Below are 23,308 nucleotides of genomic sequence, written 5' to 3'. Positions count from 1 at the left end.
CCCAATTGACATACAAATATTTAGGTAGGCCTAAAATAAAACAGTTCGGATCCGGACGCACTCATGATCTACGATTCACCGACCTCGTCACCAGAAAACGTCGTGCCCCCGTTCGGACCTTCATCAGTCGGAACGAGCGTCTCTGCGAGTCGCTCAGCGACTTCCGGACTAACCAGTCCGGCCATTTGCATCGCCTCGCGTTCGTGTGTATCGAGGTCTAGCACCGAGCGGAAAAACCACGAGAGTGTCACATATGTCTCGTGTAACGCTTCCGCCTGCTCACGGCCCGAAGCTGTCAATTTTGCTCCCTCGTACGATTCATATTCGACGAGTCCCTCCGTCTCAAGTCGCTGGAACATCTCTGTCGTCGCGGCCTGTGAGCGGTCAAGTGCCGTTGCAACCTGCCCCGACGATATGGGTGGAGATGACTGCTGTTCCGCAATGAACAAGGCGAGCAGGTAGTCTGATTCTGCGGTCATTTGAATTCCTTATCAGCGGTCTCTTCAGTCGTCTGTTGTGCCATTTCGCGAGCCTGTTTAAAATCGTCGTCGCCATCTTCGGGGGTTCCAAACAGCTGGACGTACAGCCACGCCCAGGCCTGAGCACGTTGAGACTGAGGTGGTTTACCCATCTGTCATACCCTCTGTGTCAGATGATCGCGAACAGATCGCTGACAGTCCGCCAACAGCGCGTCGAGACGCGTTACCGTTGACAGGATAGGGTACGAAACTGGGAACTCCTGATAGAGAAACGTCAGGAGCGAACGATGTTCGAGACCGACTTGTGCATCCCGACTCGTTGTCGAATGAATCGTCTCCTGCCGGGCGAGAAGTCGCTCCTCACACCGTTCTCGGTGGGCCGATAGCTGTTCGTGGCGTTGCTGAAGCTCGGAGAATCCCAACCCGAGAAGCGAGGTCTGATTGTGATCTTCCACCCACTTGGTGACGCTCTGGCAGTCGCGAGCAGCCGCTTGGAGCGACTCAGTCTCGCGATTGAGCGCACTACTCATCGCAGTGATTTCTTGGAGTCGCTGTTGGGCCTTCGAACAGATCGCGTTTTGAACCTGTGGGGTTACGTCGGCATCCGTTTCTGGTGCGAGGACGAACGCGAGAGAGTCACCGAGCTCTTCGCGAATCGTTTCGAGTACCGGTTCCTCGGTATCGAGGTCGGCAACGCTGTGGGGACGAACGGTCTCGGTGAACAGTTCACGGACGCGATCGGCGTCAGTCGTCGCCGCGTCATGCTGTGATCCGCCTGCGACAGAGAGGGCCCCTCCAGCGGCTGACGGGCTCGCCGACGTTGCCGTTGCCGGTTGTGGCGACAGCGACGCGACTTCCGATTGGAAGCGCTCGTAGGCCCGACGCTCCGCGTCGAAGTGCGTCTGCTCCCGCTCGACGCGCGTCAGCGCACTGTCGATGTGCGTCTCGATCGGCATCTCAGCACACCTCCGGAGCGAAAACCTGGTCAGGGCGATCCAACGTCTCCGTGTCTTCGACAGCCCGGAACGCAATATGTTGGCCGTCGTCGGAGGCGTTCATTCGAGTCGGAACCCACGCCTCCGCACATCTGTGGACGGTAAGCGCGATCGGAAGCACCGGGAGTCGCCCGTCATGGGGCCGGAGTACGTATCCGGAGAACTCGACAACGAGTTCTGTAATCTGTCCGCCCATCGTCTCGGTATCGATCGTCTGGGCGCTCCGCCGAAAGAGACCGATATCCTGAAGCGCAGACAGCGATTCGTTGACGGACTGTGCTTCTGAGGACCGCGTCGGGGAGTCGGTCGCGTCTCCCGGCCCGTGTTCCAGTCGTTCTGCTGCTGCCGAGAGAAAGGCGACCTGGTCAGACGGATCAAGGCGATCAGCAAGTTCGACCGCCATGCTCTCTAGGAGTCGGATACACAACCCGTCGGGGTCAGCAAGCTCTTCTGCGTGTGCGAAGTACGCGTCCATGATCGCGGATTCGACGGCGTCGTACCCGTGGTCGGAGAGCGTCTCAAACACCGCCGCGGCGACGCGGTGACAGAACTCGACGAGGTCGCGGGCGACCGCCGACGAACGGTTTACGACCGGCTCGGCGAGTGCTGCTGGATACGTCGACTGCGAGTCACGGTGCGCCTCGATACGCGCACACCGAGTCTGGACGTCCACAGCCTGACACACGACGATGTCGTAGTACGGAAGCTGCGGGTCGTACCGCCGGAGCGCCTGCCGGTACTGTGTAGTCGCTTGTGCGGCCGCTCTCGCCGTCGCCCGCGTGTCAAAGCGGAGGTCCGACGCGGGGACAGGACGGTCGCCGTATCGCGCACAGACGAGGTAGTACTCGCCGTCGTCGCTAGCTAGTGACTCGATGTGGTCTCGGATTTCGGTGAGTGTTGTGCCGATCATGGAGGGGTTTCTCGTACTGCTGACTCGGACGGCTGGAGGTCGGCCGGGCGGTTTCGAGCACCGTTCCCTCCCGCCGCGACTAAACTACCGATACCGACGGGTAGGTTGCTACCCGCTCGTCGTTCGGCCGGCGTCGGGAACGGTGTCTGTTCTGTCATGGGTCGTTACTCTTCGAGACTCGGATGCGTCTCCTGTTCGTCGGGGTGCGGCTCGGCGAAGCGCTCGCGCATCACGTCCAGCGAGGCGTCTTCCCTCGCTCGTCGTTCCTCGGCGTCGATCTCCTCACACCCGGGCGGGAGGTCCCGGCCGCGGTCGGTGAAGTACCCCTCGGGGGTGACCCAGTCGTGGTAGAACGGCCGGTCATCGTCTTCAAGTATCGTCACACCGACCTCCGCGCCGTGGCCGGCACAGACGATCGCCTGATGCGGCTTCTCGGCGAGGCGGCCCGCCGCGTACAGCCCCTCGACGCCCGTTCGGCCGCGCTCATCGACGTCGACGAACGCCTTCCCGCGTTCGATGACCCCGACGCCGTCGACGCCGTCGAGGTAGCCGACCTCGTTCTTCGTCGCCGCGACGACGTACTCGGTGCGGTAGCGGTCGCCGGCCGCAGTTTCGACCGCGAACCCGTCGTCAGTTCGCGTAACCCCCGTGACGGTCGCCTCACGGCGCGTCGCGCCCGCCTCCTCGGCCTGTTCGCCGAGTAGGTCGAGCAGCTGCCGAGCGTTGACGCCGGTCGGGAACCCAGGAAAGTTCTCTAAGTGGGCGTTGCGTCGGAGGATTGACTCCCCAGCGTCGACGACCTGTGTGTTGAGGCCGTGTCGCGAGGTGAACGTCGCCGCCGAGAGGCCGGCGACGCCGCCACCGACGACGACCACGTCCGATGGAACGGTGCTCATGGGTTAAATATCGCCGTTGATGATGTTCGCGACGCGCTGGCGGTCGAACAGCTGTTCGCTTTCAGGAACGGGCTCGCCGAGTCCGGGGAACTCGCCGAAGATGTCCGGGTACACCTGCTTGGCTGCCATCTCCGTTTGGAACATGTAGCTGACCGGACCGTGGTTGATGAAGCTGCCCGGATAGACCCGGTCGTTCTGAACGGCGCTCAGTTGGCTGGCAACCGGGTCATTTTGTAGCTTTTCGACCGCCTTGCGGTACGTCTCCGGACCGGTGATAGCGAAGTGAAGCAGGAGGACATCGGGGTCGTACTCGAGCATCGCCTCGTAATCTACAGTCGCCCGGGCCTTCCCGTCGTAGAAGCCCTCGAAGGCGTCCGTGACGCCGATATCTTGGTACTGCTTCTTTCCGCTCGCTATGTCGATTTCCGTCTGTAGGCTGTACAAAACGATATCCAGGTCAAGTCCGATCCCGAATGAATTGGGAAGTCCGACCGTCGGTCGTTCGTCAACAGGCGGGAGCTCCGACTGAAGCTGTTCGTAGAACGACTGGCCCATCTCGTTCAGTGCTCGGGCTCGCTCCGGCTCTTGGAACATCTCCCCCCACTTTTCCATGAGGTCGTAGATGCTATAGTAGGCGTACTCCCCGTTCGGCCAGTTAGCCCAGTCGTCGGCCCGCTTCTCGCGGCTGAAGTTCCCAAAGAACGGCGCGACGTTCCCGGTGATCTCCTCGATGTCGGAGGGCTCCGCGGAGGCCCACGTGAGCAGCCAGTTCGGATCGATCCCGATCAGATCCGGATCGACCTCGTAAACTTGCTCCTTGTTGAGTGCCCCTTCGTTTCGGACCCCACTCATATTGTCGATATCTGGGAACGAAACATCAGGAAGACGGTTCAGGAATCCGGTATATAAGCCGCCACCTTCACTGACCGTATTCACAACCGCGTCGCCATGTCCAAGGGTGATAGCAGCCTCAGTGGAAGCTCCGTGACCGATTATTTCCTCGGGAACGGACTCGAAGGTCACCTCACCGACTGGTTCCATTGTGACCGAGTAGCTCGTGTCCTCGGGTTCACTCTCTTCTGTCGATGTGTCCGTCTCTGTCTCGCCACTATCCGTCTCAGTCGGCGTCGATCCGGAATCAGACTGCCCCGCACAGCCAGCGAGCAACCCGCCGCCAACCACAGCCCCGCCGTACTTCATGTAGTCTCGCCGCGTCGGTGCCTCATGTGCCGCGTCATCTTTCGGCATACAATTTTAGGTCAACCTAAAAATACAAAAATGTACCGGTGTAAACGGCCGCGATCGACGGGAAACAGATAGCGCTCCTACCGGACGCTCTCAGTCTCCCCTACACTCCCACTCGCTTTGAGTTCGCTCGCGCGCTCGCGGATCAGGTCGTTGTCGACGTGGTCGAGGAGCATCCGTTGGCCCTCGCGCTCCCGGCGGTCCCGTTCGTCCGCGTCGATCCCCCGACCGAGGAACTCCGCCTTCAAGTCCTCGCGGGCAGCGTCGATCGTTCCCTGATCGAGGTCGCCATCGGCCGGGAGCATCTCGCGGTCGAACCACTCGTCGACGTGCTCGTCCCAGCCGTCGCCGCCGTACCGCTCCTCGTGGACGACCCAGTCGACGTAGCGCTCGCCGACCGCGGGCCAGTAGCGCTCGCTCATGTCGTCGCGTGCGAGCGCCAGGCCAACGCGAGCCCCGTGCCCGGCGTTGATCCCGATCTGGTGGGCGGTTTCGTCGCTCATCCAGCCGGCGACGTACAGCCCGTCGAGCTCGGTCCGACCCGCGTCGCTCGGGACGAATATGTCGTGTTCGTCGTCGCTGTCGTCGTCGCCGCCCTCGTCCGCATTGCCCTCGTTGTCGCCGCCGTCGCGGTCGTCACCGTCGTCGGCGTCAGACGTGGCCCCGTCGAACGCCTCGGCGACCGGCGCGAAGACGTCGCCGTCGTACGCGGCCGCGACGACGACCCGCCCGGCGACGTGCTCGCCGTCGACCGTCTCGACGACGAACCCCGCCTCGTACGGGCGAACGGCCGTGACACGCTCGTTGCGGACCGTCGCTCCCTCGTGGCTCGCCTGCGCGCGACCCAGTTCGAGGAATCGCTCCGGGCTGACGCCGCCCGGGAACCCGAGGTAGTTCTCGACGTGGGCACACTGCGTGATCGCCGCCTTGCCGCCGTCGAACACCGTCGTGTCGAGCCCGTAGCGTGCGGTGAAGACGGCGGCCGCGAGTCCGGCAGCGCCGCCGCCGACGACCGCGACATCGTGGTCTATTGGGGCGTCCGGGTCGCTCGCGGCTGTGGCGGTCGGTTTCGTGGTCATGCTAGCGTCGGACCTCCATCGGCTCGTCGGCCGCGATGAACGGCTCGTTACCGTCCGCCGAGAGGGCGATCCCGCCGCAGTCGAGCGGACACACCTCCACCGCCGGCGGCTCGGAAATCCCATACTCCGAGGGGTCACCGAACGTGCCGGCGATGGCCCACTCCCGCGCCCGCATTCAGACGTCACCTGCGATGATGTCGCGGACCCGCTGGCGGTCGAACAGCTGGTTTTCCTCGGGCACCTCGGGGAACGCCTCGGGATCGAACTCACCGAACTCCTCGGGATAGAGTTGCTGGGCCTTCATCTCCGTCTGGAGGAGGCTGACGATCGGCCCCTGCTCGCCGTACGCGCCGGGGTAGACGTTGCCCTCCTGTACGGCAGTGAGTTCGCTTCCGACGGCGTCCTCCTCCATCGGCGTCACGTACTGCTTGCGGAACGCCGCCGCGGAGAAGGAGTCCGTGTCGCCGGTCGTCCCGATCCCCCAGTGGACGATGATGATCTCCGGGTCGATCTCGAGCAGGCGCTCGTAGTCGATCTGGCCGCCCTCCTCAAGCTCTTGGGAGAAGGCGCTCTTCACGTCGAGGTCCCGATAGGGCTTCATTTCGTACCCCTCGTCTTTCGTGTTCAGCGGGTAGAACTCACCCTTCGCGGGATTTGAACCTCCGTTGATGAGTCCGACTTCCGGCCGCTCGCTCTCGGGCGGGAGCCTGTCGGCGATCTCGGTCTGTAGCTCGTCGTGAATCTCGACGAACGCCTCGTAGCGCTCGCGCTCCTGGAAGAGGTCGGCGAGCCGGTCGAACGCCTCGTACAGCGTGTAGAGCTTGTAGTCGTGGAACTCCCGCCGCCGCCGGCAGTTGTTCCCGAAGAAGGGCGCGACGTTGTCGTTGATCTCCTGGGTATCGGACTCGTCCCAGTTGCTGTCCCAGCCGGTCCCGTGCAGGTAGTTCGGATCGATGAGGAACACGTCCGGGTCGAGCTCGTAGAAGCTCTCCTTGTCCCAGCCGCCCTCGGACCACATCGACGGGAGTTCGTCCTGTGGTGGCACGTCGAGCCCGAACGGCTCGAAAAAAAATCCGGGAATCATGTTGCCGGCGGTGAGGAACCCCTCGCGCTGGCCGAGGGCGAACGCCATGTCGGCCCAGCCGCCGTTGTACACGGCGTACGTCTCGGGGACCTCCTCGAAGGTGAGACAGCCGGCCGGCTCGATACACGCCTCGTAGCTCGTCGACTCCGGTTCGTCGTCCTCAGACTCGTCGGCCTCGGGCTCCGCCGTCGATTCGTCGCCGTCGTCCCCGTCTCCGCTCGTGGCTTCCGTGGATCCGCTACCGCCGCCGGTACAGCCCGCCAGTAGTCCGATCCCCGCGAGCGTTCCGCCGTACTTGATCGTCTCTCTCCGCGTCGATGCCCCCTGTCGAATCGTGTCGTTGGTATCGTCGGTGTCGCTCATCGTCAGTCGTCTCCGGTAATGATCTCCGCAACGCGCTGGTGGTCGAACAGCTGCTCCTCGCGGCTGAACTCGGGATACGTGTCGCCGTTCTCGTAGGTCGGCCACGCGCCGAACTGCTCCGGATACAGTTGCTTGGCGGTCATCTCCAGCTGGAAGAGGTTCATCAGCGGTCCCTGCCAGCGCGTCCCCTGAACAGTCACTCGGTCGTTCCGGACGGCCGCCAACTCGCGGCCGACGGGGTCGTCGGCGAGGTTCTGGTGCATCTGCTCGAAGTCGACGGCGTCCGTAACCGTCCACAGCGCGAGGATCGCGTCGGGGTCGGCCTCCAGCACGGCCTCCATGTCGACCTGTTTGAACGCGCCGTCCCACTCCTCGCCGCCGAAGGCGTCGACCGCCCCGAGCGGCCGGGTGTGGGCGTTGAAGTACCCCGGCGCGTTGAGTCGGATCACGTAGATCGCGGACAGATCCGTCGAGATCGAGAGGTACGCCGCGATCGGGCGCTCGTCCTCCGGCGGAAGCCCAGCCTCGATGGTGTCGAGGAGATCGTCGTGAACGGCCCGCAGCTGCTCGTACCGGGTCCGCTCGCCGTACAGGTTCCCGATCTGCTCGAACACGTCCCAGAGCCGGTGGTACTCGTAGCCGTCGGCCCACTCGTCGGGCGGCGACTGGTGGAAGCTGCTGTAGTAGTTACCGAGCCACGGACCGACGTTTTCGGCGATCTCGTCGATGTCCTCTCGGGCCCAGTTGTCCTGGGTCGTCACCCAGGCGGGATCGACGAGGTGGAGGTCGCTGTCGAGTTCGTACAGCTGCTCTTTCTCGAACCCGTACGCACCAGTTCTGTCTCGCCACGCGATCTCGATGTCGTCGAGCCCGGCGGTGAAGTACTCCAGCGTCGAGGCGGTGCCGTCCCACCAGACGTTGTTGACGCTCTCGCCGCGGTCGAGTGCGGTCGCCATGTCAGCGAACCACGGGAAGTGCGCGAACACGTCGGTTGGCGGCTCCTCGAGTGTGACCTCGCCGACCGGCGACAGCTCGGCAGTGTACGTCGGTTCCTCGGTCGACTCTTCGGTGTCGGTCGATTCCTCTGACTCGTCGCTCCCGTCTCCCGACTCGTTGGTCGGCGTCGACTCCGAACTCGGCTCCTCCTGTGACTGTCCGGTACAGCCAGCGAGCAGTCCCGTACCGGCGAGTGTGCCGCCGTACTTGATCGCGTTTCTTCGGGTTAGTGGGTTCGTTTGATTTGTGTTGTCTTCGTTCACGTTCAGCTGTCTCCGTTGATGATGTCTGCGACGCGCTGGCGGTCGAACAGCCGTTCGTCTTCGGGAATTTCTGGGTAGGGTCCACCTTGGTACTCGGGCCACGTGCCAAACTGCTCGGGATACAACTGCTTTGCCGTCATTTCCAGCTGGAATAGGTTTAGGATCGGCCCCTGGTTCCTGACGCCACCCGCATGAACGCGGCCTGTTTCGACCGCTGAGAGTTGTTCTCCAACCGGATCCGATTCTAGCTGGCTTCGGACATTTTTAATACGGGATCCTCCGATTGAATCCACTACCAGAATAACATCTGGATCGACATCTACCAATACCTCAAGATCCACCTCTCCGCTCTCGTCAAGAACGGGCGCAAACGCATCCTGCGCCTCGAACGGCCGAGTGTGCGAGTACAGGAAGCCGGGCGCATTGATCTGGTATCCCCAGAACGCATCGTTGTACGGTTGGACACTTGCGACCGTCGGTCGTTCTTCCTCCGTTGGACGCTCATTTTCAATCAACTCGCCCATTGATGACCGGATTGAGGCCAGCGACTCGTACCGTTCTCGCTCATCGAACACTTGTGCGACCTGTTCAAAAATTTGCCAGAGCGTGTAGTACTCGTACCGATCGGCCCACTCCTCAGGCGGTTCTGCGTGACCGTTACTGAACGTGTTTCCGAACCACGGAGCGATATTCGACTCGATCTCCGCGACATCGTCGGCGGTTAGCGTCTCCATCCACGTCGCGTACGCCGGGTCAGCGAGATGGAGGTCGCTGTCGAGTTCGTAGAACAGTTCCTTATCAGGATTAAACCCACCCGGGAGGTCCGACCAGTCGACTGACACGCCGTCGACGCCATCGAGAACGTTGTTCCAGATCGGACCGAATCTCTCTCCCCCCCATGTCGCAGTCACTGCGTCTCCATGACCGAGCGCGAGTGCCATTCCCGCGTGATGAGTTAGGTCTGTGAACACTCGTTCGGGAGGCTTCTCGAATTCGACGGTCCCCATCGGTGCCATCGTCACCGAGTAGCTGCTATCCTCGGTTTCGGTCTCCTCTGTCGACGTGTTCGTCTCGGTTTCTGTCTGTTCGGGTGTTGCATCGGAGTCCGAGTCTCCGATACACCCAGCGAGCAGTCCGCCACCGACGACCGCCCCGCCGTACTTAATCGTATCCCGTCGCGTCGGTGCTTCCTGTGGACTCGTCTTGCTTTTGTCGCTGTCACTCATGATTAGATGTCTCCGTTAATGATGTCTGTAACCCGCTGGCGGTCGAACAGCTGTTCGTCTTCCGTAAACTTGGGATATGACCCGCCACTGTTCTCCGGCCACTCACCGAACTGATTCGGATAGACCTGCTTTGCGGCCATCTCTAACTGGAAGAGGTTCGCGATCGGGCCGCCGTACCGGATTGCCATCGGATAGATATGGTTGTTTTTGACTGCCGAGATCTCCTGAGCCACGGAATCAGATTTCAGAGCGTCCTTAATTCCCGAGAAGTTTCGTTCCGGTCCCATCGCGTGAGTAGCGAGAATGACATCGGGATCGGATTCAACGACCGTTTCGAGGTCGACCGTCGCATACGCTTCTAGTTCGGGAAACGCATCTTCGACACCGAGTGGACGAAGGTGTGCTTGCTCGAAGCCTGGTCCGTTGATGTTGAACGGATAGAGCGTGAGGTCGCCGTCCGAGAGACCGAACTGTATGCGTGCCACTCGTGGACGATCCGATTCGGATGGTCGCTTCGATCTGATCTCGGAGACGAGATTCGAGTGTATCGTTTCGAACGCCTTGTACCGGTCTTGTCGCTGGAAGACCTCCGCTACCTTCGCGAAAATCTCATACAGCGTGTAGTACTGATACTTCTCGGCCCACGGTTCTGGCGGGGTCCTGTGGTGATCACTGAACGTGTTTCCGAACCACGGAGCGACGTTCATCTGAATCTCTTCGATATCCTCGGTATCCCAGGCGTCCATGCTCGTTACGTACGCCGGATCTGCAAGGTGGATGTCGCTATCGAGTTCGTACAGCGTTTCTTTGTCGGGGTTCCACGAATTGAGCACATCTGCCCAGTCGACAGAGACACCGTTGATATGCTCAAGAAACATATTATACAGCCTGCCGAACAGTTGGGGGCTATACATGGCGTTGACCGCATCACCGTGGCCGAGAGCGAGTGCCATATCGGTGTGGTGGAGCAGAACCGTAAACGCGCTTTCCGGCGGCTCTGAAAACTCCACGCAATCGACCGGTGACATACACACCTCGTAGGAGGTGTTTTCCTCGGCCGACTCGGTCGATTCGCTTGCCGCGGCCGATTCGCTGACCGACTCGTCACCACTGCCGCCGGTACAGCCAGCGAGGAGTCCCCCGCCGACGACCGCCCCGCCGTACTTCACATAGTCCCGTCGCGTCGGTGCCTCCCGTCGACTCGTCTTGCTTGCGTCGTTATCACTCATTGTTAGAAGTCTCCGTTGATGATGTCCGCGAGGCGCTCACGGTCGAACAGCTGCTCTCCGTCCGGAATATCCGGATACGGTCCTTCCTCGTAGGTCGGCCACTCACCGAACCGCTCGGGATATAGCTGTTTAGCTGTCATCTCCAGCTGGAAAAGGTTCAGAATGGGACCCTGGTACCGCGCTCCTTGTGCGTACACGCGATCGGTCTGGACCGCGGTGAGGCTTCCACCGATGGGGTGATCGCGGAGGCTCTCCCGGATCGCCACCATGTCCGTGCTCGGTGCCATACCGCCGAGTGAGAAGATGACATCCGGATCGGCCTCAAGCATCGCCTCCATGTCGACCTGTTCACCGGAGGCAACAGCGCCATCGAACGCATCCACCGGATCGAACGGACGCAGGTGCGCCGTCAAGAATCCCGGAGCATTTGCCGTGTAGACGTATATGCTCTCAATATCGCTCATCCCGGCCAGCGCCACAGTCGGACGGTCCGAGGCCGATGGGACCTCGGCTTCGATAGTGTCGAGCAGCGATTCTCGGATCGATGCCAACTCGCGGTACCGAGATTCCTCTTGGAACGCTCGGGAAACATGTTCGAACTGCTCCCAGAGCGTGTAATACTCGTAGTCGTCGGCCCAGCCTTCGGGCGGTTCTTGATGACGGTCGCTGAACGAGTTTCCGAACCACGGGCCGACCGCCTCAGTGATCTCGTCTACGTCGTCGTCGTCCCAACTGTCCAGCGCGGCCACCGAGGCGGGGTCCGCCAAGTGGAGGTCGCTGTCGAGTTCGTACAACACCTCCTTGTCAGGGTCCCACGAGGAGTACAGCCCCGACCAGTCCAGCGAAACGCCCGGAAGCCGCTCGACGAACTGGTTCCAGAGCGCGTCGTAGTAGTCCGGCGCGTGCATGGCGTTGACGCCGTCGCCCCGGCCGAGTGCGAACGCCATCCCGGCGTGGTGAGTCAGCCGTGTGAACACGGTCTCCGGAGGCAACTCGAACTCGACCATCCCGGCCGGGGACATCGAAACCGAATACGCCGCGTCTTCGGCGGTGTCCGTTTCCTCGTCGGAGTCCATCGATGAATTCGTCGTCTCCGTCGATGTCGTGGTGTCGGTATCGGCGTTGTCGCTATCGGTGCTGTTTCCGGTACAGCCGGCCAGCAGCCCACTACCGACGACCGCACCACTGTACTTGATGTACTCTCTTCGTGTCGATACCTCGTGTCGAATCGCGTTGTCGTTGTCACTCATTCTTAGATGTCTCCGTTAACGATGTCCGCAACCCGCTGGCGGTCGAACAGCTGTTCGTTGCCGGTCACGTCACCGAACTCTTCGGGGTAGATCTGCTTGGCCGCCCGTTCGGTGAGGAACAGGTTGTGAATCGGTCCCTGATTGAGATAGCCGCCGCGGTATACGCGACCATTCTGTACGGCCGCAAGTTCGCTGCCGACCGAGTGGTCTTTCATGTACGCGAGGACGGTGTCGCGGAACTCTTGGGCCGATTTCCGCTCGTGGCCCCGAATGAGGATCACGTCTGGATCGACTTCGAGAAGGTTTTCGTAGTCGAGTTCGCCGCGATTGCTCGTACTGAGGTTCTCGATGTCGGTGCCCGCAAGCGCGTCGGTGACGCCCAGATCGCGCCACTGTTTCTTGCTCGTGCCTTTGTCGATCAGGCGGTACGGGGAGAAGGTCTCCGGCTCCTCGGTGCCCTCGAAGGTGAGGAACACGTTCGGCCGCTCGTCGACCGGAGGCAGCCGGGTCTGTAGGTCGGCGATGAACTCGTCGTGAAGCGCGGCAAACGCCTCGAAGCGCGCCGTCTCGTCGAACACGGTAGCGACTCGCTCGAACGCCTCGTACAGCGTGTAGTAGCGGTAGTCGTGCCACTCGTCGGAACGTCGGAAGATCAGATTCCCAAAGAACGGCGCGACGTTCTCGGTGATCTCGTCGACGTCGTCGTCGTCCCAGTCGAACCAGTTGACGAGCATCTGCGGGTCGTAGAGGTGTACGTCGGCGTCCAGCTCGTAGAACTCCTCTTTCGTCCGAACCTCCGGGTGCGCCTCAACGGCGTCGCGGTCAACGCCGACGCCAGGCAGCTCGTCGTACACGTACGTGTAGTACCGCGGTGCGTAGCCGAGTCCCGTGAGGCCGTCGCCCTGACCGAGCGCGACCGCCATATCCGCGTAGCCGCCGTCGTACGCGACCCACCGCTCGGGCGGTCGCTTGAACGTCACCTCGCCCACCGGCTCGATCGACGCGGTGTACGGTTCGGGCCCGTCCTCGTTCTCGGTCGTATCGTCAGTCGTCGAGTTGGTGGGTGTGCCCCCAGTGTTCTCGGTATCTTCGGTCGCGCCGTCGTCAGCGTTGCCGGTACACCCGGCGAGCAGGCCACCGCCGACGACCGCGCCGCCGTACTTCACGTACTCTCGCCGCGTCGGTGCCTCCCGTCGATTCACATTATTATCACTCATTGTCAGATGTCTCCGTTGATGATGTCCGTAACGTGCTGGCGGTCGAACAGCTGTTCCTCGGCCGGAACATCTGGGAACTGTACCGGATCGAACGTACCGAACGCATCCGGATACAACAGCCGTGCGACGAGTTCAGTCTGGAAGAGGCTCGCAATCGGCCCCTGTAGGAAGTACGGGCCGGGATAGACCGCGTCGTTCTCGACGGCGGTAAGCTGGCTGCCGATGGGGTGCTCGTTGAGTGGCGTGACAAACTGCTCACGGAACGCCTCCGCCGAGAACTCGCCGTCGTCGTCGGTCAGGCGGATCCCGCCATGGATAACGATGATGTCGGGATCGATCTCCGCCATCGACTCGTAATCGAGCATCCCGTCGGTTTGTTCCTCGCTGAACGTGCTTTCGATTCCGAGGTCTCGATACTGCTTCATTTCGGTCCCCTCGGAGTCGGTCGTCATGGCGGCGAACTCACCGGCCTGGAGATCGGATCCGAAGTTTACTAGTCCGACTTCGGGGCGCTCACTCTCGGGCGGCAGTTTCGAATCGATTTCGGCGCGGAGGTCGTCGTGAACCTCGACGAACGCCTCGTGCCGTTCGCGTTCGTCGAAGACATCAGCCAGTCGATCGAACGCCTCGTACATCGAGTAGAGTTCGTAGTCGTGAAACTCTCGACGGCGGACGATGTTGTTCCCGAAGAAGGGTGCGACGTTCGTCGCGATACTCTCCGTGTCGGTTTCGTCCCAAGAGCTGTCGAACCCGGTTCCGTGCAGGTAGTTCGGATCACAGAGAATCACGTCTGGATCGAGTTCGTAGAACAGTTCTTGGTCCCAGCCGCCTCCCGCGAGTGGATTCGGAACCTCTGTTGGCATCGAGACGCCGACGCGCTCGTACAGGTATCCTGGCGGGTAGAAGCCTGCCGGGAGGAACCCATCGCGCTGTCCGAGCGCAATCGCCATATCCGCCCAGGGCCCCGTAATCGCCATCCACGTCTCCGGAACCGACTCGAACTCGACGGTACCGACAGGTTCCATCGTCACCGAGTAGCTCTCGTCATCGGGTTTGGTCTCCTCCGTCGACGTATTCGTCTCCGTCTGTGTGTCTTCGGACGCCGCGTCAGAGCCTGAATCTCCGCTACAGCCCGCAAGCAGGCTCGCCCCGATGGCGCTGCCACCGTACTTGATCGTGTCGCGCCGTGTCGGTGCCTCGTGTCGAATCGTGTCATTAGTGTCGTTATCACTCATTTTAGTCACCGCTATTTCCGTCTGCCACCGCTCCCGCTCCGAGTAGTTCCCGTGATTCAAGTTCCGCACGCAGTACGTCGTCGTCAAGCCGAGTTGCAAGCGCCCGCTGCCCTTCGGTCCGGCGCTCATCCTGCTCTTCTCGGCTCATAAGCTGTGAGAGCTTCTCAGCGACGTGCTGATCTTCTAGCAGGTCGAGTTTCGCATTGCTGTGATCCGAGTTCTCTGGAATCGTCTCTCTGAAGTGCTTTCGGACCTTCCCTTCCCAGTCGTCGTCTCCGTAGCCCTCTTCGAGAAACACCCAATCGCGGTGGTGATCGACGACCTCCTCCCAGAATCCCTCGTCTTCGAGTCGAACGTTCCTGATGAGTTGTGTTGCGACCCGTCCGCCCCGTCCGGCGGCGATGATTACCTGTGCGTCCGCCTCTTCCGACGGCGAGGCGATGTAGAGACCATCGACCGGGGTCGTCCCGTCCATTTCGGGATACTCGCGATCGAAGCGTTCGTGTTCCTCGCCATCGTGCTCGTACGTCTCGAACATCGCCTCATCGTCTCCGAGTCCGCGCATGTACTCGGCGTCGTAGCGCGTAGCGGCGATCACCCGGCGGGCGGTAACATGCTCTCCGTCCTGGGGTTCGATGGCGAACCCTGATCTGTCCTGTTCGATCGTCTCGACCAGATCGGGGACGATCGTACAGCCGGCCGTCTCAGCGTGGTCGTGTAGTAGATCGTAGAACGTCTCGATATCGATTCCCGCTGGGAAGCCGGGGTAGTTCTCGAGGTGGGCGAGTCGTTGGAGCGAAGAGCGTCCCCGGTCGAAGATGACGGTGTCGAGTCCGTACCGGGCAGTAAAGATCCCGGCCGAGCAACCCGCTGGGCCGCCACCGACGATGACGAGATCGTGGTCGAAGTCAGTACCGGCTTGTACGGTGGCTTCGTCCACGTTCAGATGTCTCCGTTAATGATGTCTGCGACCCGCTGGCGGTCGAACAGCTGTTCGTCTTCCGGGATATCGTAGGTCCCATCGTCATTGTAGGTCGGGAACGCTCCAAACTGCTCAGGGTAGATCTGCTTTGCCGCCATCTCTATCTGGAAGATATTGTATATCGGGCCCTGCATCGAATCTCCGCCACCGTATAGCCGATCGTTCTGTACCGCGCTCAACTCTGAGCCAACCGGATCGTCTTTGAGTTCGAGCATCGACTGATACCGTTCGTCGAATCCGCCCGTGCCAAAGTTGTGAATGAGAACGTCTGGATCGATTTCAAGCATCGCTTCGAGGTCGTACGTTCCTGCGTCCGATTCGTACGTGCGGTCGCTCTCGGCGAAAACATCTCGTACGCCGAGCGGCCGGTAGTGTGAGACGCCGTATCCCTCGTTGTCGATTTTGTACGGCGAGAACACACCCCAGTCGTTCATCGCAACTAGCGCCACCGTCGGGCGTTCGTCCTCAGGCGGGAGGTTGGCTTCGACAAGTGATACAAGATCGTCACGAACGCGTTTTAACGCCTGCTGCTTCTCGGTCTCACGGAACACCTGTGCAACCTTGTTGTATAACTCCCAAGCAGTGTAGAATTCGTAATTCTCGACGCTTTGATCGACTCGATTGTTGTGCGACCGCGAGAACCGATTCCCGAAGTAGGAAGCCACGTTCTCTTCGATCTCCTCGACATCGTCCTCATCAAAGTCGTAGTACTCGTTATAAATGGAGAACCACGTCGGATCGAGTAAGATGAGGTCGGGATCGACATCATAGATGAGTTCCTTGTTGTCGTAACTGCTCGTCATCCGCGTAGATGGGTCAAATTCGACATCGGGTAACTGGTCGTAATATCCAGTGTAAAGGCGCTCCGTCGGCATTGCGTTAATGGCTTCACCGTAGCCAAAAGCTACCGCCATGTCGACGTAATTTATACTGTAGGTTAGCACCCGATCGGGGACACTGTCGAACTCGACACACCCGACCGGCGATATACACACCTCGTAGGAGGTGTTTTCCTCGGTTGACTCGGTCGACTCACTTGCCGTGGCCGATTCGCTGGTCGACTCGTCACCGCTGCCGCCGGTACAGCCTGCGAGTAGTCCCCCACCGACAACCGACCCGCCGTATTTCACGTAGTCTCGCCGTGTCGGTGCCTCCCGTCGACTCGTCTCGCTCGCGTCGTTATCCCTCATGTTCAGATGTCTCCGTTGATGATGTCTGCAATCCGCTGGCGATCGAACAGCGTGAGAGACTCCGCGTGGAGAGTATCCATCCCGTCCCATTCACCGAAGGCGTTGGGGTAGAACTGCCTCGCCGCTGCCTCCGTCTGGAAGAGGTTGACAATTGGTCCCTGGTAAGAGCCGCCACCGCGATACAGCCGGTCGTTCTGGACGGCCGACAGCTGGCTGCCGACCGGGTCCTCGCGCATAGTCTCCAGTCGGGACTCGAACTCGGCCGCCGAGACGTGCGAGAAGCCGTACTGGAAGACGATGGCGTCGGGGTCGACCTGCAAGAACTGCTCGTAGTCCCACTCGCCGTAGCTTCCGTCGATGTGGTCGTCAAAGGCACCGCGCATTTCGAGGTCGCGGTACTGTTTGTGGTTATTCCCCCCCTGGACGGGATACACGTAGAACGAACCCGCCTCGAAGTCGGAGTTGACCGACACTAATCCGACGGTCAGTCGCTCTTCGGCCGGTGGGAGCGAGTCGTCGATGGTCTCCTGTGCGTCGTCGTGGACCGACGCGAACGCCTCGTAGCGCTCGCGCTCGTCGAAGGCTTCGGCGACGACCCCGAAGGCCTCGTACAGCGAGTAGTACTGGTAGTCGTGCCAGTCGTCACCGCGTCGACGGATGTAGTTGCCGAGAAACGGTCCGACGTTAGCCGCGACCTCGTCGGCATCGTCCTCGGTCCAGTCGTCGTTGAGGATGCCGAGCCAGTTGGGGTCGATCAGGTGGACATCGGAGTCGAGCTCGTAGAAGACCTCCTTGTCGAACTCGCCGCCCTCGGCGATGGCCGTGACGTTCTCCAGCGAGATATCCACGCCCGGCAGCGCGTCGTAGAACGCGGTCGGCATGGTTTCGGGATTCCAGAGTCCTCGGAGGCCGTCGGCCTTGCCCAGGGCGATACCCATGTCGCCGTAAGTGCTGAGGAAGGCCGACCAGGTCTCCGGCGGTTCGTCGAACTCGACGGTTCCCATCGGCTCCATCGTCACTGAGTACGATTCATCAGTTGCGGTATCGGTCTCAGTCGTCGACTCCGCTTCAGTGGTCGACTCCTGACTTGTCTCGCCGGTACAACCCGCGAGCAGCCCGCCCCCGACGACCGCGCCGCCGTACTTGACGTAGTCTCGTCGTGTCGGTGACTCGTATTGAATCGTGTCGTGGTTGTTACTCATTGTTAGATGTCTCCGTTGATGATGTCCGCGACCCGCTGGTGGTCGAACAGTTGTTCTTCGGGTGAGAAGTCGGGATACCGGCCGCCATCGTACGACGGCCATTGGCCGAACCGCTCAGGATAGAGTTCCTTTGCGGCCATTTCTAGCTGGAAGAGATTTAGAATAGGGCCACCATATTGGACCGCTAGCGGGTGTATCCGATCGTTTTGGACTGCCAGAATCTCCTGCGTAACCGGGTCGTTTTTGAGTTCGTTCTTAATTTCGGCCCAATTTCTGCCTTCTCCCATCGAACCAGTGCGTAGAATGACATCCGGGTCGGCAGCGACGAGCGCTTCTCGATCAATCCGTTGGAACTGCTTGAGATCCGGGAAAGCATCATTCGCCCTTAGGGGTCGAGTACTCGCGCGAAAGAACCCTGGCTGGTTCAGGCTGTACGCCCAGATCCCATCCTGTATTCCAGTTCGCGCGATGTTCAGGTATGCCGTCCGTGGCCGTTCTACCTCCGGCGGGAGATTCGACTGGATAGTTGAGACGAGGTTCGAGTGAATCTCTGTAAGTACCTGATACCGTCGCTCCTCCTGGAAAACCTTCGATACCTTCTCGAAGATCTCCCAAAGCGTGTAGTATTGGTAGTCGTCCGTCCACGGCGACGGGGCTTGGCTGTGTTCCCCGCTTAGTGTGTTTCCGAACCAAGGGGCGATGTTCTCTCGGACTTCTTCGGTGTCTGCCACGTCCCAGTTGTCCATCTGTGCCACGACATAGGCCGGATCTGTGAGGTGAATATCGCTGTCTAGATCGTAGAGTCTCTCTTTACCTATGTTCCAAGCGTTGTCTAGGTCCGACCAATCAATAGAAACACCATCTAAACGATCAAGGAATAACCGGTAGCGACTATCGAACTCTGTGGGAGAGTACATCGCATTAATCGCGTCGCCGTATCCGAGTGCGAGCGCCATATCGGCATGATGGACGAGGACGGTGAAGATGCTCTGTGGAGGTTCCTTGAATTCGACCGTCCCGACAGGCGACATATTCACCGAGTAGGACGCATCCTCAGGATTTTCCGTCTCTTCATTCGTCGATCCCTCCGTCGAGGTGTCGGTCTCAGGACTGTCTCCACCCCCATCTCCAGTACACCCGGCGAGCAGTCCCCCGCCGACGACCGTCCCGCCGTACTTCACGTAGTCTCGCCGCGTCGGTGCCTCGTGTGCCGTGTCTTCGTTCGACATACAATTTTAGGCTTACCTAAAATATCTTAAACCCACCGATTGTTAGGTGAACCTAAAGACTACTGTCCGCTGACATCCCCACGGGACGCCCGCTCGACGAACTCCTCGGGCAAGTCGTCGATCTCGCCGGCTTGTACGCCCCAGAGGTTGGCGTATAGCCCGTTCACCGCAAGCAACTCCGCGTGGTTGCCGCGCTCGACGATCCGGCCGTCCTCCAACACGAGGACTGTGTCGGCGTCCCTAATGGTCGACAACCGATGAGCGATGGCGACCGTCGTCCGGTCGGCCGTTAGCCGGTCGAGCGACCGCTGGATGAGGTACTCCGTCTCGGTGTCGACGCTCGCGGTCGCCTCGTCTAGCAGGATAATCGCTGGATCGCGCAGGATGACCCGCGCCAGCGCGATCCGCTGGCGCTGCCCGCCCGAGAGCTTCACGCCGCGCTCACCAACGCGCGTCTCGTAGCCCTTCGAGAGGTCCTGGATGAACTCGTGGGCCTCGGCCGCTTTGGCGGCCTCCCGAACCGCCTCGTCGCCCGCGTCGAACCGGCCGTACCGGATGTTCTCACCGACCGTTCCATCAAAGAGGAACGTGTCTTGACTGACGTAGCCGATGGATTCGCGGAGGTCCGACACATCCACATCGCGCACGTCGTGGCCGTCGACGCGAACTGCCCCCTCATTGACATCGTACAGCCGAAGCAAGAGCTTCGCCACTGTCGACTTTCCGGCCCCGGTCGAACCGACCAGCGCGACCGTCTCACCGGCCTCGACCGCGAAATCGACGCCATCGAGCACCGTCTCCTCGCCTTCGTACCCGAACGTCACGTCGTCGTACTCGATCTGACCGTCGATGTCCTCTAGGGAGACGGGGTTCGGCGCGTTCTCGATCCGGACGGGTACGTCCATCAGCCCGCAGATGCGCTTGCCCGAGGCGCGGGCGTTCTCGTACCAGTCGACGATGCTCGACAGCTGGGCCATCGGTCCCGTCAGCCGCTGGGTGAGCAACATGAACACGACGAAGTCGCCGACGCTGAGCGTCCCCGAAAAGAACAGCGGCGGTCCCGAGAACACCCACAGCCCGCCGATGATGAACGTCGCGAGCAACGCCGTCCCGGTGACCAGTTCCATCCCCGGGCGGTAGAAGTAGCTCAGCTTCAGCACGTCCATCTCGGCGTCGAACACGTCCCGCGAGACGCTGCGGACTCGCTCGTTCTCGTACTCCTCAGTGCTCGCGGTCTTGACGAGTTCGATGCCGCTGAGACCGTTCTCGATGCGGGTGTTCAGGTCGCCAATGACCGAGCGCTGGCGGGTGTAGCGCGGCTCGATGACGCGGACGAACCACCACGTGAACCCCACAAGCAACGGGACTGCCCCTAGTGTCACCAGCGCGAGCTGGGTGTTCGTGTACAGCAACGCCGCGGTGACGCCGAGGACGATCACGCCGACCCGAACCGCGTCCCCCAGCGCGTTGTCGAAAAAGACCTCCAGGTTCCCGGTGTCGTTGTTGAGGATCGACATTACCTCACCGGTCTCCTTGTTGTCAAAGAAGGTCATGTCCAGCCGCTGCATCTTCTCGTATGTGTCGACGCGGATCGCGTACATCACGCCGTGGGCGAAGAAGTTGATCGAGACGCCGCGGATCCACTGGAGGACCGCCCCACCGAGCAGCGCCGCGCTGATAATTCCCGTCGACAGCCAGAACTGGTCGGTCCGATCGTCGGGCAGCCACGGCTCCGGCACTAACGGGAGCGCGTACGCGCTCTCCTGGGTGAATACGGCGTCGATGGTCGTCCCGAGCACGATCGGCGTCACCAGTAGCGCGGCGTAGGTGAACACGCTCGTGACGAGGCCGATAACGAGCCAGCGTTGCTCGCCGCGACCATACTGTTTGAACAGCCGCCAGAGCGGCTTCTCGGCGCGGTCGCGGTAGGCGTCCAGCTCCGTCTCGAACACCTCCTCGTCGCCCATCACTCTGCCTCGGACGCGTGAGCCGGCGTAGTCTCGGTGTTCCCCGACGCGTCCTTGTCATCGTCGTGCCGGGCCCGAATCGGCGTGACCCGCGGCCCGCGTTCGGTGATATCGACCTCGGCGTCGATCTCGAACACGTCCGCGAGCAGTTCCTCGGTGACGACCTCCTCGGGCGTCCCCCGCGCCTGGATCGCGCCCTCTTTGAGCGCAACCATCTCGTCGGCCAGCCGCGCTGCCTGTTCGATGTCGTGGAGCACGACCACGACGGTGATGTCGCTCTCGTCGCGCAGCGTCTCGACGATCTCCATGACCTCCAGCTGGTGGTGGAGGTCAAGGAACGTGGTCGGTTCGTCGAGCAGCAACACGTCGGTGTCTTGGGCGAGCACCATCGCGACCCACGCCAGCTGTTTCTGCCCGCCTGAGAGGCTGCCGACCTCGCGGTCGCGGAGGTGACCACAGCCGGCGAGGTCGATGGCTCGGTCGACCGCGTCCACGTCTTCCTCGGTGGTGGTCTCGAAGAACCCCCGGTGGGGGTATCGGCCGTGGTAGACGAGGTCCTCAACCGTGATCGACTCCGGCGACATGCTCTCTTGAGAAAGCAGCCCAAGTTTGCGAGCCAGCTCTTTCGTCCCCATCGAGTGGACGTCCCGACCGTCCAGTACCACGGAGCCGTCGTCGGGCGTGAGCTGCTTTGCGAGCCCCTTCAACAGGGTGCTCTTGCCGGAGCCGTTCGGCCCGACCAGCGCGGTGACGGCACCTGGCGTCGCGACGAGCCGCTCGCCGTCGATGACCGGCTCCTCCATCGAGGGGTATCGGAGGACAAGGTCCTCACCGGACAGCTCACTGGCCGGCTCCGAGCCGGTATCGTCGGCTGGCGATTCATCTGTAACTGCTCTCTCGGTGCCGTTCCGTTGTTGTGCCTCGGTAGTGTTGCGTGCCATCTCAGATCTCCCCCATATTCTCCTTTTTTCGCATCAGGTACAGGAAGTACGGCCCGCCGACGAGCCCGGTGACGATGCCGACGGGGATCTGGACCGGGTTGAGCGCGAGTCGCGCGCCCACGTCTGCGCCGACCATCAACGCCGGGCCGACGAACAGGCAGCCGATAATCACTTTCTTGTAGTCGCTGCCGACCAGGTTCCGCACCATGTGCGGGACGATGAGGCCGACGAAGCCGACGATACCCGCGACGGCGATGCTCGCCGCGGCCGCGAGCACGGCGACACCAGAGAGTGCAAAGCGCACCTTCTCGATGGACATCCCGAGTGACTTCGCGGTCTGCTCGCCCAGCAGCATCACGTTACACTGTCGTGCGCCGGCGATCGCCAGCAGAATGGCGACGAACGACCACGGCAACGCCATCCGTACTTGCTCCCAGTCGGTCCCCGTCAGCGAGCCTGTCGTCCACGCGATCGCCGACTGGACGATGCCGATGTCGTCGGCGAAAAAGAACAGCGCCGTCTGGACGCTGCCGAAGACGGTGCCGACGATCACGCCCGCGAGGACGAGCCTGACCGGTGAGGTACCGTTCTTCCACGCGATGACGTAGACGATCAGGAACGCGACCGCGCCACCGAGGGCAGCGATGAGCGGCAGGAATGCTGCTAGTCCGCCGAACACGACGAGCACGAGCAGGATCATCAGCCCGGCACCGGAGGAGACGCCGAGAATGAACGGGCTCGCCAGTTCGTTGCGAGTGATCGCTTGGAAGATAGCGCCGGAGACGCCGAGATTCATCCCGACGATAGCCCCGACGAATACTCGGGGTAAGCGAATGTTCCAGACGATGAGGCTCTCTTTGCCCATTTCCGGCATCTCGCCGCCCAACAGGAACGCGTTCCACGCCTGCTGGTTGAAGATCACGTCGGGGTTGAACACGGCCGCCCACGCTTGGCCAATGCTCATCGTGTAGGCACCGAAGCTCACCTGGACAAGCCCGGCAAAGACGATGACGACAAGACTACCGATCGCGGTTGTCACTAGTTTCGGGTCCAAAAGCCAGACGAACCGGCGGGTGTCGCGGGTACTGCTCGACTGGTCGGTCTCGGTGGCGGGTTCACCGCTCATCGGTGTCCCCCTGCTTCCACGAGTCTGTAGTCGGTCACGTACGTCTCGATCGCATCGTCGTCGAGTGCGTCGAGCAGTAAGTCCGATCCGAGTTCGTCAACGGCGCTTTTGACGTTGACTCCGTCGAACTCATTTTCGACGTCGTCTATGAGCATGTACTTTAGGCTCACCTAAATACTCTAAAACCTTCCGGATTTTAGGCCA

Annotated in this window: 22 protein-coding genes; all 22 read right to left on the bottom strand. The window is 61.3% G+C overall.

Going from position 1 to position 23,308, the window contains the following annotated elements:
* Positions 1-68: 68 nt before the first annotated feature.
* Positions 69-479, bottom strand: coding sequence for a metal-dependent transcriptional regulator (locus QOL69_RS06215; protein ID WP_283402469.1), 411 nt, complete (start codon positions 477-479; stop codon positions 69-71).
* Positions 480-634: 155 nt separating this feature from the next.
* Positions 635-1,435: a DUF7260 family protein gene (locus tag QOL69_RS06210; RefSeq protein ID WP_283402468.1), complete on the bottom strand. Its 801-nt coding sequence runs from the start codon at positions 1,433-1,435 to the stop codon at positions 635-637.
* A gap of 1 nt (position 1,436) precedes the next feature.
* Entirely contained in the window at positions 1,437-2,384 is a 948-nt protein-coding gene (locus tag QOL69_RS06205; RefSeq protein ID WP_283402467.1) for a DUF7551 domain-containing protein, read from the bottom strand.
* A 164-nt stretch (positions 2,385-2,548) separates the two neighbouring features.
* On the bottom strand, positions 2,549-3,280 hold the full coding sequence (locus QOL69_RS06200) for an NAD(P)/FAD-dependent oxidoreductase (protein ID WP_283402466.1): 732 nt from the start codon (positions 3,278-3,280) through the stop codon (positions 2,549-2,551).
* A gap of 3 nt (positions 3,281-3,283) precedes the next feature.
* A complete protein-coding gene (locus QOL69_RS06195) occupies positions 3,284-4,528 on the bottom strand; it encodes an ABC transporter substrate-binding protein (RefSeq protein ID WP_283402465.1) in 1,245 nt (414 codons plus the stop codon).
* Positions 4,529-4,605: 77 nt separating this feature from the next.
* Entirely contained in the window at positions 4,606-5,604 is a 999-nt protein-coding gene (locus QOL69_RS06190; protein WP_283402464.1) for an FAD-dependent oxidoreductase, read from the bottom strand.
* A 1-nt stretch (position 5,605) separates the two neighbouring features.
* Complete coding sequence (locus tag QOL69_RS06185) at positions 5,606-5,779, bottom strand: hypothetical protein (RefSeq protein WP_283402463.1); 174 nt, start codon at positions 5,777-5,779, stop codon at positions 5,606-5,608.
* A complete protein-coding gene (locus tag QOL69_RS06180; protein WP_283402462.1) occupies positions 5,780-7,051 on the bottom strand; it encodes an ABC transporter substrate-binding protein in 1,272 nt (423 codons plus the stop codon).
* A gap of 2 nt (positions 7,052-7,053) precedes the next feature.
* Positions 7,054-8,310 (bottom strand): ABC transporter substrate-binding protein, encoded by a 1,257-nt coding sequence (locus QOL69_RS06175; protein WP_283402461.1) that lies wholly within the window; start codon positions 8,308-8,310, stop codon positions 7,054-7,056.
* 2 nt (positions 8,311-8,312) lie between these two features.
* The gene (locus QOL69_RS06170) at positions 8,313-9,536 is read right to left on the bottom strand and encodes an ABC transporter substrate-binding protein (protein WP_283402460.1); all 1,224 of its coding nucleotides are present in this window, start codon (positions 9,534-9,536) and stop codon (positions 8,313-8,315) included.
* A 2-nt stretch (positions 9,537-9,538) separates the two neighbouring features.
* Positions 9,539-10,765 carry an ABC transporter substrate-binding protein gene (locus QOL69_RS06165; RefSeq protein WP_283402459.1) on the bottom strand — a complete coding sequence of 409 codons (1,227 nt, stop codon included), beginning with the start codon at positions 10,763-10,765 and terminating at the stop codon, positions 9,539-9,541.
* 2 nt (positions 10,766-10,767) lie between these two features.
* A complete protein-coding gene (locus QOL69_RS06160; protein ID WP_283402458.1) occupies positions 10,768-12,015 on the bottom strand; it encodes an ABC transporter substrate-binding protein in 1,248 nt (415 codons plus the stop codon).
* Positions 12,016-12,017: 2 nt separating this feature from the next.
* A complete protein-coding gene (locus QOL69_RS06155; protein ID WP_283402457.1) occupies positions 12,018-13,232 on the bottom strand; it encodes an ABC transporter substrate-binding protein in 1,215 nt (404 codons plus the stop codon).
* Positions 13,233-13,234: 2 nt separating this feature from the next.
* Entirely contained in the window at positions 13,235-14,467 is a 1,233-nt protein-coding gene (locus QOL69_RS06150) for an ABC transporter substrate-binding protein (protein WP_283402456.1), read from the bottom strand.
* A gap of 1 nt (position 14,468) precedes the next feature.
* On the bottom strand, positions 14,469-15,407 hold the full coding sequence (locus tag QOL69_RS06145; RefSeq protein ID WP_283402455.1) for an NAD(P)/FAD-dependent oxidoreductase: 939 nt from the start codon (positions 15,405-15,407) through the stop codon (positions 14,469-14,471).
* A 2-nt stretch (positions 15,408-15,409) separates the two neighbouring features.
* Positions 15,410-16,639: an ABC transporter substrate-binding protein gene (locus QOL69_RS06140; RefSeq protein ID WP_283402454.1), complete on the bottom strand. Its 1,230-nt coding sequence runs from the start codon at positions 16,637-16,639 to the stop codon at positions 15,410-15,412.
* Positions 16,640-16,641: 2 nt separating this feature from the next.
* Positions 16,642-17,841 (bottom strand): ABC transporter substrate-binding protein, encoded by a 1,200-nt coding sequence (locus QOL69_RS06135; RefSeq protein WP_283402453.1) that lies wholly within the window; start codon positions 17,839-17,841, stop codon positions 16,642-16,644.
* 2 nt (positions 17,842-17,843) lie between these two features.
* A complete protein-coding gene (locus QOL69_RS06130; RefSeq protein WP_283402452.1) occupies positions 17,844-19,070 on the bottom strand; it encodes an ABC transporter substrate-binding protein in 1,227 nt (408 codons plus the stop codon).
* A gap of 59 nt (positions 19,071-19,129) precedes the next feature.
* Positions 19,130-21,037, bottom strand: a complete 1,908-nt coding sequence (locus QOL69_RS06125; RefSeq protein ID WP_283402451.1) for an ABC transporter ATP-binding protein — start codon at positions 21,035-21,037, stop codon at positions 19,130-19,132.
* Positions 21,037-21,978 carry an ABC transporter ATP-binding protein gene (locus tag QOL69_RS06120; protein ID WP_283402450.1) on the bottom strand — a complete coding sequence of 314 codons (942 nt, stop codon included), beginning with the start codon at positions 21,976-21,978 and terminating at the stop codon, positions 21,037-21,039. The genes QOL69_RS06125 and QOL69_RS06120 overlap by 1 nt, the downstream gene beginning before the upstream one ends.
* Before the next feature lies 1 nt (position 21,979).
* On the bottom strand, positions 21,980-23,104 hold the full coding sequence (locus QOL69_RS06115; protein ID WP_283402449.1) for a FecCD family ABC transporter permease: 1,125 nt from the start codon (positions 23,102-23,104) through the stop codon (positions 21,980-21,982).
* Complete coding sequence (locus QOL69_RS06110; protein ID WP_283402448.1) at positions 23,101-23,259, bottom strand: hypothetical protein; 159 nt, start codon at positions 23,257-23,259, stop codon at positions 23,101-23,103. The genes QOL69_RS06115 and QOL69_RS06110 overlap by 4 nt, the downstream gene beginning before the upstream one ends.
* Positions 23,260-23,308 lie beyond the last annotated feature (49 nt).

The sequence above is a fragment of the Halorubrum sp. DM2 genome, from assembly GCF_901686465.1.
Taxonomy (GTDB): Archaea; Halobacteriota; Halobacteria; order Halobacteriales; family Haloferacaceae; genus Halorubrum.
This window is presented reverse-complemented; position numbering and strand designations above follow the sequence as displayed.